This window comes from Paenibacillus sp. FSL K6-0276, from assembly GCF_037977235.1.
Lineage (GTDB): Bacteria > Bacillota > Bacilli > Paenibacillales > Paenibacillaceae > Paenibacillus_AQ.
In genome coordinates this window covers 1-16,737 of the sequence record NZ_CP150276.1, presented here as the reverse complement: position 1 = coordinate 16,737, position 16,737 = coordinate 1, and the positions used below count along the sequence as shown (strand labels likewise).

Genomic DNA, 16,737 nt, shown 5'->3' with positions numbered 1-16,737 from the left:
TGTTACAGGCTTGATGCCTGAAAACTGAATCCGAATTGAATTTGCGTTTTAAATATAGGATAAGCCCTCGACCGATTAGTATTGGTCAGCTCCATGCATTACTGCACTTCCACCTCCAACCTATCTACCTCGTCGTCTTCAAGGGGTCTTACTAATTGGGAAATCTCATCTTGAGGGGGGCTTCACGCTTAGATGCTTTCAGCGCTTATCCCGTCCGTACGTAGCTACCCAGCCATGCTTCTGGCGAAACAACTGGTGCACCAGCGGTACGTCCATCCCGGTCCTCTCGTACTAAGGACAGCTCCTCTCAAATTTCCTGCGCCCACGACAGATAGGGACCGAACTGTCTCACGACGTTCTGAACCCAGCTCGCGTACCGCTTTAATGGGCGAACAGCCCAACCCTTGGGACCTACTTCAGCCCCAGGATGCGATGAGCCGACATCGAGGTGCCAAACCTCCCCGTCGATGTGGACTCTTGGGGGAGATAAGCCTGTTATCCCCAGGGTAGCTTTTATCCGTTGAGCGATGGCCCTTCCATGCGGTACCACCGGATCACTAAGTCCGACTTTCGTCCCTGCTCGACTTGTAGGTCTCGCAGTCAAGCTCCCTTATGCCTTTGCACTCTTCGAATGATTTCCAACCATTCTGAGGGAACCTTGGAACGCCTCCGTTACTCTTTAGGAGGCGACCGCCCCAGTCAAACTGCCCGCCTGACACGGTCCCCGTACCCGGTAAGGGTACTAGGTTAGAACCTAGATACGATCAGGGTGGTATCCCAACGGCGCCTCCACCGAAGCTTGCGCTCCGATTTCTACGGCTCCCACCTATCCTGTACAGATCGTACCCAAATTCAATATCAAGCTGCAGTAAAGCTCCATGGGGTCTTTCCGTCTTGTCGCGGGTAACCTGCATCTTCACAGGTATTAAAATTTCACCGGATCTCTCGTTGAGACAGCGCCCAAGTCGTTACGCCATTCGTGCGGGTCAGAATTTACCTGACAAGGAATTTCGCTACCTTAGGACCGTTATAGTTACGGCCGCCGTTTACTGGGGCTTCGGTTCATAGCTTCGGGTTACCCCTAACCACTCCCCTTAACCTTCCAGCACCGGGCAGGCGTCAGCCCGTATACTTCGCCTTGCGGCTTCGCACAGACCTGTGTTTTTGCTAAACAGTCGCTTGGGCCTTTTCACTGCGGCCCCCTCGTGCTATTCACACTACCGGGGCACCCCTTCTCCCGAAGTTACGGGGTCATTTTGCCGAGTTCCTTAACGAGAGTTCTTCCGCGCGCCTTAGAATTCTCTTCTCGCCTACCTGTGTCGGTTTGCGGTACGGGCACCTTCTCCTGGCTAGAGGCTTTTCTTGGCAGTGTGAGATCATGACCTTCGCTACTATAATTTTCGCTCCCCATCACAGCCCAGCCTTAATGATGTGCGGATTTGCCTACACATCAGCCTCACTGCTTAGACGGACATATCCATCAGTCCGCGTCACTACCCTCCTGCGTCACCCCATCGCTCATAGCGGATTACGGTGGTACAGTAATTTCAAACTGTTGTCCTTCGACTACGCCTTTCGGCCTCGCCTTAGGTCCCGACTTACCCTGAGCGGACGAGCCTTCCTCAGGAAACCTTGGGCTTTCGGCGGATCAGATTCTCACTGATCTTTTCGTTACTCATACCGGCATTCTCACTTGTATGCTGTCCAGCGCTCCTTACGGTACACCTTCAACCCACATACAACGCTCCCCTACCCCAGATACATACGTATCTAGCCATAGCTTCGGTGGTGTGTTTAGCCCCGTTACATTTTCGGCGCAGAGTCACTCGACCAGTGAGCTATTACGCACTCTTTCAATGGTGGCTGCTTCTAAGCCAACATCCTGGTTGTCTGTGCAACTCCACATCCTTTCCCACTTAACACACACTTGGGGACCTTAGCTGATGGTCTGGGCTGTTTCCCTTTTGACAATGGATCTTAGCACTCACTGTCTGACTCCCGGCAATAAGTATATGGCATTCGGAGTTTGACTGATCTTGGTAACCCTTGCGGGCCCCGCAACCAATCAGTGCTCTACCTCCACTACTCTTATACCGAGGCTAGCCCTAAAGCTATTTCGGGGAGAACCAGCTATCTCCGAGTTCGATTGGAATTTCTCCGCTACCCCCACCTCATCCCCGCATTTTTCAACATGCGTGGGTTCGGGCCTCCAGTGCGTGTTACCGCACCTTCACCCTGGACAGGGGTAGATCACACGGTTTCGGGTCTACGTCCACATACTAAATCGCCCTATTCAGACTCGCTTTCGCTGCGGCTCCGTCTTCTCGACTTAACCTTGCATGTTAAACGTAACTCGCCGGTTCATTCTACAAAAGGCACGCCATCACCCATAGATAGGGCTCTGACTTTTTGTAAGCACACGGTTTCAGGTTCTATTTCACTCCCCTTCCGGGGTGCTTTTCACCTTTCCCTCACGGTACTGTTTCACTATCGGTCGCCAGGTAGTATTTAGCCTTAGCAGATGGTCCTGCTGGATTCATACGGGGTTTCACGTGCCCCGCACTACTCGGGATCCGTCTCGGAGAGAACACAGTTTAGGTTACAGGGCTTTTACCTCTATCGCGGGCCTTTCCAGACCTCTTCGCCTACCATATTCCTTTGTAACTCCATGTGAGACGTCCCACAACCCCTAAGAGCAAGCTCTTAGGTTTAGGCTGTTCCGCGTTCGCTCGCCGCTACTGACGGAATCACTATTGTTTTCTCTTCCTCAGGGTACTTAGATGTTTCAGTTCCCCTGGTCTGCCTCTACATCTCCTATGTGTTCAGAGATGAGTAACTGCGAATTACCACAGCTGGGTTTCCCCATTCGGACACCCCCGGATCAAAGCTTGCTTACAGCTCCCCGAGGCAGTTTCGTTGTTCGCCACGTCCTTCGTCGGCTCCTGGCGCCTAGGCATCCTCCGTGTGCTCTTATTAGCTTAACCTTGATTTTTCCGCAGGAAAATATCATACAATGACATTTCTTTTGGAATCATCTCACTAATAACTTTTACTTGTTTGCACAAGTTGCTAAAAGATGTTCTAAAACGCAAATTCGTTTCGGTATCCAGTTTTCAAGGATCAAGTTTAAAAATGAGAGCTTAAACTCTCAAAACTGAGCAACGAGTGAGTAACAGGCCTAAACCTGAGATTTGGAAGTTTAACTTCCGATTTGAATGTTCCCATTGCAGGAAACGATTCTCCATAGAAAGGAGGTGATCCAGCCGCACCTTCCGATACGGCTACCTTGTTACGACTTCACCCCAATCATCTACCCCACCTTCGGCGGCTGGCTCCCTTGCGGGTTACCCCACCGACTTCGGGTGTTGTAAACTCTCGTGGTGTGACGGGCGGTGTGTACAAGACCCGGGAACGTATTCACCGCGGCATGCTGATCCGCGATTACTAGCAATTCCGACTTCATGCAGGCGAGTTGCAGCCTGCAATCCGAACTGAGACCGGCTTTGATGGGATTGGCTTCACCTCGCGGTTTCGCTTCCCGTTGTACCGGCCATTGTAGTACGTGTGTAGCCCAGGTCATAAGGGGCATGATGATTTGACGTCATCCCCACCTTCCTCCGGTTTGTCACCGGCAGTCACTCTAGAGTGCCCAACATTACTTGCTGGCAACTAAAGTTAAGGGTTGCGCTCGTTGCGGGACTTAACCCAACATCTCACGACACGAGCTGACGACAACCATGCACCACCTGTCTCCTCTGTCCCGAAGGCCGCCACTATCTCTAGTGGATTCAGAGGGATGTCAAGACCTGGTAAGGTTCTTCGCGTTGCTTCGAATTAAACCACATACTCCACTGCTTGTGCGGGTCCCCGTCAATTCCTTTGAGTTTCAGTCTTGCGACCGTACTCCCCAGGCGGAGTGCTTACTGTGTTAACTTCGGCACCAAGGGTATCGAAACCCCTAACACCTAGCACTCATCGTTTACGGCGTGGACTACCAGGGTATCTAATCCTGTTTGCTCCCCACGCTTTCGCGCCTCAGCGTCAGTTACAGCCCAGAAAGTCGCCTTCGCCACTGGTGTTCCTCCACATATCTACGCATTTCACCGCTACACGTGGAATTCCACTTTCCTCTTCTGTACTCAAGCCACCCAGTTTCCAGTGCGACCTTAGGTTGAGCCCAAGGTTTAAACACCAGACTTAAATAGCCGCCTGCGCGCGCTTTACGCCCAATAATTCCGGACAACGCTTGCCCCCTACGTATTACCGCGGCTGCTGGCACGTAGTTAGCCGGGGCTTTCTTCTCAGGTACCGTCACTCCGATAGCAGTTACTCTACCGGACGTTCTTCCCTGGCAACAGAGCTTTACGATCCGAAAACCTTCATCACTCACGCGGCGTTGCTCCGTCAGGCTTTCGCCCATTGCGGAAGATTCCCTACTGCTGCCTCCCGTAGGAGTCTGGGCCGTGTCTCAGTCCCAGTGTGGCCGTTCACCCTCTCAGGTCGGCTACGCATCGTCGCCTTGGTGGGCCGTTACCCCACCAACTAGCTAATGCGCCGCAGGCCCATCCCTCAGTGACAGATTGCTCCGTCTTTCATTCTTTCTTCAGGAGAAAAAAGAAATTATCCGGTATTAGCTACCGTTTCCGGTAGTTATCCCAGTCTAAGGGGCAGGTTGCCTACGTGTTACTCACCCGTCCGCCGCTAAGTTATTTTGAAAGCAAGCTTTCAAAATAACTCCGCTCGACTTGCATGTATTAGGCACGCCGCCAGCGTTCGTCCTGAGCCAGGATCAAACTCTCCAATTAGTATTGAAAAGAGCGATATGCTCATTTTGAAACATCTGACGAGAAAATTAATTCTCTAATTTTGGATTTCACTTTCGTGATTTCCTACTCACTCGTTGTTCAGTTTTCAAAGATCAAGTTCTCGTTGGCGCCGTTTAATGTCTCAGCAGCAACTCTTATACTATATCATTTCCGGCTATTTAATGTCAAGCTCTTTTTTTAACTTCTTTTTCGAGCTCGGCATGTGTATTTCTTGGCCGGACTTAGAATATATCATGTATGGAGATTCATTGCAACACTTTTTTTAATATAATCTATAAATAAGAGACTGTGCTATCAATGATCCTACTTGTATTCGAATATAATTGGTAGCACAGCCTCAGTTCCGCAGTTTCTCAATTTACTACTCTAAGCAATGATCTCCTGAATATACAGCTCCCGCTCCAACATTAGGTTAATAATTGCTTCCTCTACCTTAATCATTGGACGTGTAGGATTAGCACGATCAGTAAATATGATCTCCCCATGGCGACCATCACTCAGACGTATTCTGGTTCCGTTAAACAAATCGGTACTCTTCTGTATAAAGGTCTGTACAATGACTGGGTCGAGCTTACCGAAGCTTTCTGTCAGGATCTGTTCTAGTACCAAATAAGGACACTGTGCTTTTCTATAGGCTCTTTCCAAAGTCATAGCGTGGAATATATCTGCTACAGCCACTACTTTGGCGTAAAAGTGAATCTGGGTACCTTCTAGCTTAAGTGGATATCCAGAACCATCGACCTTCTCATGATGTTGCAATGCCGTAAGTCTTACCCCTTCATTAATCGCTGTGACATTGCGCAATAATTGATAGCCATATGTAGTATGTCTGCGAACCTCTTCTATTTCACCACTATTAAGCGGCTCAGGCTTATATAAAAGAGAACTATCTACTTTAGCATTTCCGATATCATGTAGTAATCCAGCAAAAGCGATCTGCATCCAATCCTTTTGCGGATAACCACACCACTGAGCGATCTTATATGATGTCAACGCGGACAGTACAGCATTGTGATAGTTATAATCCTCGTCTTTTAGAGTACGTGGTGTAAATTTCAAGACATGATAATCCTTCAAATGACCAATTAGTGACTCTAACTGACTACGCAACTCAAAAATAGGAAGAGAGGCTGCCGTTACCGAACGATAGCTGGTCCTAATAAGTGCGAGCATTTTGTCATATTCATCGTGTAGAGGCGAATTGCTTTGAGCTAATATCGATTCATTTATAATTGCTCCAGCTTTAAGTGATGTCTGCTTGGAGGTTTTATTAACAGCATCAGGGGTCACCTCTCCTTGAACGCCTTCGATCTCCACCTGCCCAATCAAAAAAGCCTCTAAAATATCTAGATCGCGGGGGAGTAGTATTTTTCCCTTAGTGAACAAAATCCCCCCCAAAGGTGTAATTACATCTTTGATAATCTTTGAGCCCGCTTTAACTTCTCCAACCAATATACTTGGCATATACTCAGCCCCTTAGTTTCTATAACAATAAGCTCAGGATTACCGCAATTTAATATGACAGATAATTTCTGAGAAATTAGTACTTTATATACTGATTTATACTCTATCGGATAATTATAGTACGGATAAATGGAAGCGACTAGTGCAGTAAAACTATTCTTTTAAAAAAACTTATTTAATTTTATTAATATCTAGCTAAATTAATCACAGCAAAAAGAGCAAGGGTTTCTGTAGTAGAAGCCCTTGCTCTTTATTGTATATAACCTACTCTAAGTTATTCTCTTCATCCTCAGTGATTGTTTCAGGCTGATCTATATCGCCAGATTCTTCATCCACTGTCACTTGCTCTTCTAGGCTTTCTACATCCTCAGACATTTCGTCCTCTTCGTTCTTATCCGCTCTGCACAGGGTAGCCACGGCATCATCCTCGCGGATGTTAATTAGCTTAACCCCTTGCGCATAACGGCCCATGGTAGAAATTCCATCCATGCTGGTACGAATCAGGGTGCCGCTTGTAGTAATAATCATTAAGTCTTCGTCCTTCTTAACAACCTTAAGACCAACTACAGGGCCATTCTTTTCAGTGAGATTAATGGTCTTGATCCCTTTACCGCCACGAGTCTGGGAACGATAATCACCGGCTGGTGTCCGTTTACCATAACCCTTGCTAGTAACAATCAGAACCTCAAGCTCCTTATCGACACAGTCCATACCGATGACATGGTCATTACCGTCAAGCGTAATACCCTTAACACCAGTCGCGCTACGGCCCATAGAACGCACATCGTTCTCGGAGAACGTAATCGACATTCCGCGAGCTGTACCGATAATGAGATTTTGCTGTCCATCCGTCAGCTTAACCTCAATCAGGGAATCCTCTTCGCGAAGATTAATAGCAATGAGTCCGCCTTTGCGGATGTTATTGTAATCCTCAAGAGGCGTCTTCTTCACGATACCTTCGCGGGTAGCAAAGAACAAATACTTGTCACTATCGCTATCTTCCACTTGGATTACGGCACTAATCTTCTCACCTTGTTCAATTTGAATCAGGTTGATGATCGGTGTCCCGCGGGCAGTACGTCCCAGTTCTGGGATCTCATAAGCCTTAATCCGGTACACCTTACCCTTATCAGTAAAGAACATCAGATAATTATGAGAGTTACTCACGAAGAGATGCTCCACAAAATCCTGGTCCTTAGTATCCATACCGATAACTCCGCGACCACCACGCTTCTGGCTACGGTAGGTGCTAACAGGCAGACGCTTGATGTAACCCGTATGTGTAACGGTGATAACAACCTCTTCACGTGGAATAAGGTCCTCATCTAGGATGCTTTCTTCACCAACCGTAATCTCTGTCCGGCGTTCATCAGAATATCTATCACGAATATCTTGCAGCTCGTTACTGATGATTTCCAGAACAAGATGCTCGTTAGCCAAAATCTCACGGTACTCCGCAATTTTGGCTAGCAATTCATTATATTCATTCTCAATCTTCTCCCGTTCCAGACCGGTCAAACGTTGCATCCGCATATCGAGGATAGCCTGAGCCTGCTCTATACTGAGGCTGAATGTGCTCATTAATCCCTCGCGAGCAATATCAGTGGTGCGCGATGCACGAATTAACGCAATAACTTCATCCAGATGATCAAGCGCAATACGCAGACCCTCTAAAATATGAGCCCGTGCTTCAGCTTTTTTAAGTTCAAATACCGTACGCCGGCGAATAACTTCGATCTGGTGCTGCAAATAATGATAGAGCACATCACGCAGATTAAGAATTTTAGGCTCGTTATTCACGATGGCAAGCATGTTGATACCGAATGTGGATTGCATAGAAGTATGTTTATATAAATTGTTCAATACAACACTTGGGTTAACATCTCGTCTCATCTCGACAACTACACGCATACCGTTACGGTCCGATTCATCACGAAGATCCGTAATGCCGTCGATCCGTTTCTCACGAACTAATTCTGCGATCTTCTCAACCAGTCTTGCTTTGTTTACCTGGTAAGGAAGCTCATGCACAATGATCCGTGCCTTGCCGTTGTTCTCTTCAATCGTTGCCTTCGCACGCATGGTTACTGAACCGCGCCCGGTACGATAAGCTTGACGAATACCCTCACGACCCAAAATATATCCAGCCGTAGGGAAATCAGGGCCTTGGATATACTCCATCAATTCCATAGGTGTGATATCAGGATTCTTAATCATCGCCTGCACACCATCGATAACTTCACCTAGGTTATGCGGTGGAATATTAGTAGCCATACCTACGGCTATACCAGACACCCCATTAACGAGTAGATTCGGATAACGAGCTGGCAATACAACTGGCTCACTCTCTTCACCATCATAGTTAGGTGCGAAATCAACAGTTTCTTTGTTCAGATCTCGAAGCATTTCGCCTGCAATCTTGGAAAGACGGGCTTCTGTATAACGCATCGCTGCAGCCATATCACCATCAATCGAACCAAAGTTCCCGTGACCGTCCACAAGCATATATCGCATAGAGAAATCCTGAGCCATCCGTACCATTGTTTCATAGACAGCTGAATCACCGTGAGGGTGGTACTTACCGATAACCTCACCGACAATTCTTGCAGATTTCTTATGAGGCTTATCGGCAGACATTCCAAGTTCCGACATCGCAAACAATATGCGTCGGTGAACCGGTTTGAGTCCGTCCCGCACATCTGGCAAAGCCCGACTAACAATGATGCTCATTGCGTAATCCATAAAGGATTCACGCATTTCCACACCAATGTCCCGATCTTTGACTTGTGGGTTATTTTGTTCAGCCATGAGTTGCTGGACCTCCTTCAGTTAAAAAACCGCTACCCTTAATTATATTACTTTCACAAAAGTAGCACAATTAAACATGATAGCCTTTTATCTTCTAATATTGATTTCTTTTGCGTTGATTAGGGTATTCGCCCTTTCCGCAAATGTCTTTAGTACATAGACTGTAAAGACAAGAAACACGGTTTTATTATCCTAATATCGTTCGATAAGGCATAACCCCATATCCTTATATTATACCATTGTTTAGGTAGCTTGTCCTGATTTTCAGCCGTCAAAGATTATGCTTCCTAAGCAAGTTTTGTACAAAGGAATTCAAAAGGCCAAATGCTGCACAAAATTGTTAAGGAGGAAGATAATGAAGATTCAACGCGTCCCAAGTAAATGGGCTAAAACAAAAGTCATCCTTCAAAATCAATCTCTATCACTATATGTGCCAGATACTCGTAAATACGATTTAAATGTTCTTAAAGAAATGCTTGTATTATATACAATGATCTATATTAAACCTGATCGCGGAAGCTTTGGTTTCGGTGTAATGAGAGCTGAGCAGCGTACGGTGACTTTGAGTTCAAGCCAGCAGAAGACTGAAATAAATGCCACCCCCAATAACGACGAGATAGAACAGCAAGAAGCGCAAATCCTATATATTTTAAGATATGGAAAGACGGCAGAAGTTTTCTTCACTCCCGAAGAGCTGCATAAGGCCTTACAGAAACGAATTCAGAACCGTACTTACCTGATCCAAAAAGGAATTGATCTCCTGCGTCATCAAGATCGTCCCTTCGACCTTCGAGTTCTTGCCCAAAAGACTCCATCAGGCGCATGGGAAACAACAGGAATGCTCGGACGAGTTGCTGCTCCTCAGAAAATCGTCACCAATTATCATAGTGGAGGCAGTATTCTTTCGGTAAATACATTATTAAAAAATCACATGAAACCTTCTGAATCCCTCTCGACTGTAAATCATTTAAAATCATTAGGCGTACAAATCGCAGGTCAATTGGAATCTACTTATCCAGGGATCAAAGAAATCGGTCTGGATATTGCGATGGATCAGCATATGGATATGTGGCTGCTTGAGGTCAACACGCTCCCATCTATTGCTATATTCAAGTTATTTCCTGATAAGTCTATCTATCGTAAAATACATCGATATGCTGTAGCATACGGACGTGTAAAAGCAAGAAAATCCCCATACTCCACCCGCAGCAAACCATCCACAAAAGCCTAAAATCAGCTCTGAAACCAAAAAATCTCCAGCATTCTCATTCCGTTAGGAATAGAAGCCGGAGGTTTTGTTAAAAGTTACTGTTACACATCAAGGTATCTGACGTTCTTCGCATGCTCATGGATAAAGTCACGTCTTGGCTCAACATTATCTCCCATCAGCGTATCAAAAATACTGTCAGCGAGCATAGCATCTTCAATCGTTACTTGTAACATCATACGAGCCTCAGGATCCATCGTCGTGTCCCACAGCTGGGTAGCATTCATCTCACCCAAACCTTTGTAGCGCTGGACATTGACCTTAACATTCTCTCCAAAAGAAGCGATAATCTCATCGCGTTCCTTCTCGCTGCCTGCATAACGGATTACTTTGTTACGTTCTATCTTGAACAGTGGCGGCTGGGCGATATAGATATAGCCTGCATCTACTAGCTTCCGCATGTAACGGTAGAAGAATGTTAACAACAGAGTTCTAATATGAGCTCCATCCACGTCGGCATCCGTCATAATAACGACTTTATGGTAGCGAGCCTTCGATAGGTCAAAGTCATCACTGATCCCTGTACCCAGAGCAGTAATGATAGCTCGGATCTCTGCGTTGGATAGAATACGATCTAAGCGAGCTTTCTCTACGTTTAGGATCTTACCGCGCAGCGGTAGAATCGCTTGAAAATGACGATCCCGGCCCTGCTTGGCCGATCCCCCCGCAGAGTCACCTTCGACGATATACAGTTCGCTGATGGACGCATCCTTGGATGAACAGTCAGCAAGTTTACCAGGCAGTGCACTGACCTCAAGTGCACTCTTACGACGGGTTAACTCACGAGCCTTACGAGCAGCTTCTCGTGCACGTGAAGCCGAAAGCGACTTTTCAAGCACGCGACGTGATACTGCAGGATTCTCCTCTAGGAATTCCTGCAGTTTCTCTCCGAACAGTGATTCTACAATACCGCGTACTTCACTATTTCCGAGTTTTGTCTTCGTTTGACCTTCAAACTGCGGTTCTGGAATTTTGACAGAAATAATCGCCGTCAATCCTTCACGCACGTCGTCACCAGTCAGATTCGAATTGCTATCCTTCAGCACACCCGCTTTACGGGCATAATCGTTGATGATACGTGTTAGAGCGCTTTTGAAGCCGGATTCATGCGTTCCGCCCTCATGGGTATTAATATTATTCGCAAAAGAGTAGATGTTCTCTGTATACGAATCATTATATTGGAGAGCTACTTCAACCTGGATCATATCTCGTGAGCCTTCCACGTAGATAGGCTCCTCGTGCAGCGCTTCTTTTTTCTCATTCAAATATTTCACATATTCAACGATACCACCCTCGTATTTGAATACATTGGTGACATCCGTCCGCTCATCATGCAGTGAAAGCTCAATTCCTTTGTTAAGAAAAGCTAGCTCCCGAATACGAGTAAGCAGTGTCGAATATTCAAAGACCGTGGTTTCGGTAAATATTTCAGGGTCTGGATGGAAAGTTGTAGTCGTACCTGTCTCATCTGAATTTCCGACAACTTTGATGTCATACTGAGGAACACCACGTCTGTATTCCTGCTGGTAGATATGGCCATCACGCTTAACATTAACAACTACCTTCTCAGACAAGGCATTTACTACGGAGATACCCACACCGTGTAAGCCGCCTGATACTTTATATCCGCCGCCGCCGAATTTACCACCTGCATGCAGTACTGTCATTACGACTTCAAGCGTCGACTTCTTAAGTTTTACATTTTCACCTACAGGAATGCCACGTCCATTATCGATAACAGTAATCCCGTTATCCTCATGAATAATCACTTGAATCCGGTCACAATAACCTGCTAGGGCTTCATCGATACTATTATCCACGACCTCCCACACCAAGTGATGGAGACCTTTAGAACTAGTGGAACCAATATACATGCCCGGACGTTTCCGGACCGCTTCCAGCCCTTCCAGTACCTGAATCTGGCTCTCATCATATGTCGGTTGATTCATTGACATGCCTTCACCTACTTCTTTCAGATTATCTCATTGTTACTAAACGCAAGTTATATTTCGAGCAAAATTTTGGCTCTTTTTTTGAGAGTGGAGGAGGAAATGGGGGAGTAATACACGATATTTTTAGTTACGACAATAGATTTTGCTTCCTCTTCACCAATCCGCTCAAGCTTCTTGTCCTGCTCGGAGTGAATGACGAATTGCTTAGATACCTTGGAAGATTTCTCAATCGAAATATCAAATATTGCAATTAACTCCGAAGAGCGAATAATCTTCTCCCCGCCCAAATGAATATACATGATCTTCCTCCGCTCTTTATAACTCCACTTTTCCATCATGAACATGATATAGGCTGGCGCCTTTTAATTTATCGGCATTCAGACCCTCAATCCCGGTAGCGGTAATGAATGTCTGTACCTTGCTTTGAAAGGTTTCAATAAGCTGGGTCTGGCGGTAAGGATCAAGCTCGGATAAAACATCATCAAGAAGCAGCACAGGATATTCTCCGATTTCTTCATGGATCAGCTCGATTTCAGCCAGCTTGAGCGATAAAGCCGTAGTACGCTGCTGTCCTTGAGAACCGTAGACCTGAGCTTCCCTTCCGTTGATAAAAAAGGACAGGTCATCCCGATGGGGACCCGTCAGCGTCATGCCGCGCCTGATTTCTTGTTCTCTCGTTTGTGATAACTTTAACATAAAATTGTCTAATAAGACAGCTTCATCTTCCTCATCGCGATCGCCGAAAGAGGGGACATAGAGCAATTTCAGTTCTTCTCCTCCGTTCGTAATCCCCCGATGAATGCTTTCAGCCCATATTTGCAGCTTCTTTATGAATTGTTTCCTTTTTTTTACGATTTTAACACCGTGCTCCACAAGTTGAGCATCCCAGATTTCCAGAAGTTCTTTCCCCGCTGCTTCTTTCCCCCATAACTGCTTCAGCAAATTGCCCCTTTGTAAGAGGATTTTTTGATACTGCTGGAGGTGAAATAGATAACTGGGCTGGACTTGGCCAATCTCCATATCGAGAAAACGCCGTCTGATACCAGGGGTCCCTTTTACTATCTCTAAATCTTCTGGTGCAAACATGACCACATTGAGTGATCCAACAAACTCACTAAGACGTCGTTGTTCTAAACCGTTAATCTTAGCTTTTTTACCTTTGGCAGATAGGGTGAGCTCTAGCTTGAGATCGCCGTACTTACGTTCTACCTCAGCAATGATCTGAGCAGCGTCTCCAGGGGCATCGAATGAGATAAGTTCGCGATCCTTCGAGGTGCGGTGGCTTTTGGTCATCGCCAGGACGAACAATGCCTCCATGAGGTTTGTTTTGCCTTGGGCGTTCTGACCCAGAATCAGATTCACATCGCCCAGGCTCTCCAGACGCAGCAGCCCGTAATTCCGATAATGCTGCAGACCGATATTTTTAACAAACACGAAATGGTTCCTCCCCTAGCCTACTCCTCTTTAACTCCTCCGCCTTCAACCTGAAATGTGCCGTTATCCTGCACTTCAATTTGATCACCCGGATAAAGTTTTCTTCCACGCCGTTCCTCTACTTCTCCGTTAACCAGTACGTGTCCTTCCTGCAATAAAGCTTTAGCCATCCCACCTGTGGATACACAATCAGAAAGTTTTAAGAATTGATCCAGCTTAATATATCCACTGTGGATAAGTATTTTTTTCATGGTTTTTATCCTTTCAGCCACTTATCCACATGTTCATGAATGTTGGCATTAATTTGTTGTACGGTAAGGCAGAATGATATACAAGCTATTGGTTTGATCTAGCGGCTTCAAAATGATCGGACTCATCATCCCTGTAAATGCTATTACAAGCTGCTCACTCTCAATAACTTTTAAGACATCGAGCATATATTTGGAGTTGAAGGATATTTTGAGTGGTTCACCTTTGAAATCGATCACTTCAAGTTCTTCACGAACCTTACCAAGCTCAGAGGAGCTTGAAGAAATTTCAATGCCGCCTTGATCAAGTGTTTGCATGCGCACAATATTTGTTTTTTCTTCTCGGGACAGCAAATAAGCGCGATCAATCGATTCACTTAATTTTTTTGTGTCCAAAGTTAGTTCTGTTTTGTAGGTTGTTGGAATAATTCTAGAAGTATCCGGATAAATTCCATCGAGGATCCGTGAATAGAACAGTACTTTGTCGATTTTAAAGAGAACTTGATTGTCCGCAACCACAATATCAACGAGCATATTTTGGTCAGGAATAATTTTGCTGAGCTCATTAAGAGTTTTGCCGGCAATAACAACATTTCCGAAATTGACATTTTCCGTGCCTTCAAGTTTAGCAGCTCTTGTTGCTAAGCGATGACGGTCAGTCGCCGTAAACTTAAACTCATTATCGCTCAGATTCCATAGTATACCCGTTAATATTGGAGTTGTCTCTTGGGTAGAAATAGAAAAGGCTGTTTGTTTAATCATATTTTTCAGCAAATCACCTGGTAGAGAGATCGTATCGTTCTCCTCAATACTCGGTAGCACCGGGAATTCTTCAGGGTCTAAACCTACGATCTGAATCTCAGTGGATCCAGAAGAAATATACGTTTGGAATCCTTCTTTAACTTCCATGTGAATCTCTTTGGAGGGCAGCTTCTTAATAATCTCGACGAAAAATTTAGCGGGAAGAACAACACTTCCTGGCTGATCTATCTTCACGATCGTATGGCTGTCATTCTCTGCTGGAATAAACGATTGAATTGAAATATCGGTGTCGCTTGCAGTTAATGTGACGCCTTGATGGCTAACTTCCAGCTTAATACCGGTCAGAATAGGGATGGTTGTTCTACTGGAGATAGCTTTGGATACGTGTTGAATGGATTCGTTGAGCTCATTTTTAAGAATGCTTATTTTCATGATTTCACTCCTAGCTGAAAAATTGGGAATTTCGTTGTATTTGCTTCTCTTTATTACGCGTCTTTACATGATGAATTATTATAGTTATTTAATAGTATTAGTAGTAGGGGCGTCTAATATGTGGATAACCCTATCAAATAGCATAAAATTAAGCCTACCCACATGTGTATAGATTGTGTATAGGCTCTTTGTTCCTCTTAGGAAGGATTTTTAATTTTCTCCGCAAGATTATTTACCACTTTGTACAACTCCTGATCGACCTTTAATGACTGTGTAATTTTATCATGAGCATGAATTACGGTCGTATGGTCACGTCCTCCGAATGCCTCACCAATCTTAGGGAGCGAATAATCCGTTAGTTCACGGGAGAGATACATTGCGATTTGACGTGGAAACGCTACGGCTTTGGTACGTTTGCGTGCTTTGAAGTCTTCAAGGCGCAAATTGTAGTATTCACCGACTTTTTGCTGAATATCAGCGATGGTAATCATCTTAGGCCGGCTGGAAGGAATAATATCCTTGAGTGCTTCAGCTGCCAAATGAGTGGTTACATCCTGGTTAGTTAGCGAAGAGTAAGCAACAACCCGGATTAATGCACCCTCCAGCTCACGAATATTGGTGTCAATCTGGTTAGCAATATACATCATGGCCTCATTAGGGATATCAAGGTTCTCTGCCTTCGCCTTTTTGCGCAAAATCGCAATTCGGGTTTCTAGATCGGGTGGTTGAATATCCGTAATCAAGCCCCACTCGAACCGGGAACGTAGCCGTTCTTCCAGTGTGGGAATTTCCTTTGGCGGTCGGTCGCTGGAGATGATAATTTGCTTGCGTTCTTCGTGGAGCGCATTGAACGTATGAAAAAACTCCTCCTGCGTGGACTCTTTTCCGGCGAGGAATTGAATATCGTCAATAAGCAAAATGTCAACGTTACGATACTTATTGCGGAAGCTTTCACCGCGGTTATCACGGATCGAATTGATAAATTCATTCGTGAATTTCTCTGATGAGATGTAAATAACCTTGTTATTCGGGTTATGTTCTAGAACATAGTGCCCAATGGCATGCATTAAATGGGTTTTGCCCAGACCTACACCACCATATAAGAACAAGGGATTGTATGCTTTGGCCGGCGCTTCGGCTACTGCCAGTGAGGCTGCATGCGCAAAACGGTTGCCGGAGCCGATTACAAAAGTGTCAAAAGTGTACTTGGGATTGAGTAGATGCGTTTGCGCTTCTTCTCGTGATACTACGGGAGTGGGAGCGGATTGTTGAACTACAAGCTCAGGCGGCTTGCTTTCTTCAATCACGAATTTTACATCCACTTGTTTCCCAGTGACTTCGTAGACCGTTGCTCCTACTAGTTTGGTGTAGCGACTTTCCAGCCATTCTACTGCGAACGTTGTAGGTGCCGAGATAATGAGAACCTGGGAGTTGAAGGTTATCGCTTTAGTAGCCTTAAACCAGGTATCAAAGCTCGGCTTGCTTAATTTGGTTTGAATAATCGATAAAATTTGCTGCCATAATTCGGAAGTATGGCTGTCCAC

At 45.5% G+C, this 16,737-nt stretch carries 9 protein-coding genes and 2 rRNA genes; 1 reads left to right on the top strand and 10 read right to left on the bottom strand.

The features are described 5' to 3' along the window. Positions 1–55: 55 nt before the first annotated feature. The 4 genes from MHH52_RS00055 to gyrA form a co-directional block, all read right to left on the bottom strand. A 23S ribosomal RNA gene (locus tag MHH52_RS00055) occupies positions 56–2,984 on the bottom strand. Positions 2,985–3,247: 263 nt separating this feature from the next. Next, positions 3,248–4,805, bottom strand: a 16S ribosomal RNA gene (locus MHH52_RS00050). The 16S and 23S rRNA genes sit together here, the layout of an rRNA operon. Positions 4,806–5,192: 387 nt before the next feature. Beyond that, positions 5,193–6,290 (bottom strand): HD-GYP domain-containing protein, encoded by a 1,098-nt coding sequence (locus MHH52_RS00045; RefSeq protein WP_340005917.1) that lies wholly within the window; start codon positions 6,288–6,290, stop codon positions 5,193–5,195. A gap of 264 nt (positions 6,291–6,554) precedes the next feature. Beyond that, positions 6,555–9,098: a DNA gyrase subunit A gene (gene gyrA, locus MHH52_RS00040; protein WP_340005916.1), complete on the bottom strand. Its 2,544-nt coding sequence runs from the start codon at positions 9,096–9,098 to the stop codon at positions 6,555–6,557. A 355-nt stretch (positions 9,099–9,453) separates the two neighbouring features. Between gyrA and MHH52_RS00035 the strand changes: the two genes are divergently transcribed. Then, positions 9,454–10,329, top strand: coding sequence for a YheC/YheD family protein (locus tag MHH52_RS00035; RefSeq protein ID WP_340005915.1), 876 nt, complete (start codon positions 9,454–9,456; stop codon positions 10,327–10,329). An 80-nt stretch (positions 10,330–10,409) separates the two neighbouring features. Here MHH52_RS00035 and gyrB read toward each other — a convergent pair whose 3' ends face one another. The 6 genes from gyrB to dnaA all read right to left on the bottom strand — a co-directional run bounded on the left by gyrB (position 10,410) and on the right by dnaA (position 16,737). Further along, positions 10,410–12,320: a DNA topoisomerase (ATP-hydrolyzing) subunit B gene (gene gyrB, locus MHH52_RS00030; protein WP_340005914.1), complete on the bottom strand. Its 1,911-nt coding sequence runs from the start codon at positions 12,318–12,320 to the stop codon at positions 10,410–10,412. Between the two features lie 47 nt (positions 12,321–12,367). Then, the gene (locus MHH52_RS00025; protein WP_036677731.1) at positions 12,368–12,616 is read right to left on the bottom strand and encodes an extracellular matrix/biofilm biosynthesis regulator RemA family protein; all 249 of its coding nucleotides are present in this window, start codon (positions 12,614–12,616) and stop codon (positions 12,368–12,370) included. A 16-nt stretch (positions 12,617–12,632) separates the two neighbouring features. Then, the gene (gene recF, locus MHH52_RS00020) at positions 12,633–13,751 is read right to left on the bottom strand and encodes a DNA replication/repair protein RecF (protein WP_313641648.1); all 1,119 of its coding nucleotides are present in this window, start codon (positions 13,749–13,751) and stop codon (positions 12,633–12,635) included. Between the two features lie 20 nt (positions 13,752–13,771). Further along, positions 13,772–14,002: a S4 domain-containing protein YaaA gene (gene yaaA / locus MHH52_RS00015; protein WP_042123047.1), complete on the bottom strand. Its 231-nt coding sequence runs from the start codon at positions 14,000–14,002 to the stop codon at positions 13,772–13,774. Between the two features lie 48 nt (positions 14,003–14,050). Further along, positions 14,051–15,193, bottom strand: a complete 1,143-nt coding sequence (gene dnaN, locus MHH52_RS00010) for a DNA polymerase III subunit beta (RefSeq protein ID WP_340005912.1) — start codon at positions 15,191–15,193, stop codon at positions 14,051–14,053. A gap of 197 nt (positions 15,194–15,390) precedes the next feature. Further along, entirely contained in the window at positions 15,391–16,737 is a 1,347-nt protein-coding gene (dnaA, locus tag MHH52_RS00005; RefSeq protein WP_042183777.1) for a chromosomal replication initiator protein DnaA, read from the bottom strand.

Bases quoted from the DNA above. Each gene is read 5' to 3' on its own strand.
- gyrB (WP_340005914.1), bottom strand. From the start codon at position 12,320: ATGTCAATGAATCAACCGACATATGATGAGAGCCAGATTCAGGTACTG.
- gyrA (WP_340005916.1), bottom strand. From the start codon at position 9,098: ATGGCTGAACAAAATAACCCACAAGTCAAAGATCGGGACATTGGTGTG.
- MHH52_RS00035 (WP_340005915.1), top strand. From the start codon at position 9,454: ATGAAGATTCAACGCGTCCCAAGTAAATGGGCTAAAACAAAAGTCATC.
- yaaA (WP_042123047.1), bottom strand. From the start codon at position 14,002: ATGAAAAAAATACTTATCCACAGTGGATATATTAAGCTGGATCAATTC.
- MHH52_RS00025 (WP_036677731.1), bottom strand. From the start codon at position 12,616: ATGTATATTCATTTGGGCGGGGAGAAGATTATTCGCTCTTCGGAGTTA.
- dnaN (WP_340005912.1), bottom strand. From the start codon at position 15,193: ATGAAAATAAGCATTCTTAAAAATGAGCTCAACGAATCCATTCAACAC.
- MHH52_RS00045 (WP_340005917.1), bottom strand. From the start codon at position 6,290: ATGCCAAGTATATTGGTTGGAGAAGTTAAAGCGGGCTCAAAGATTATC.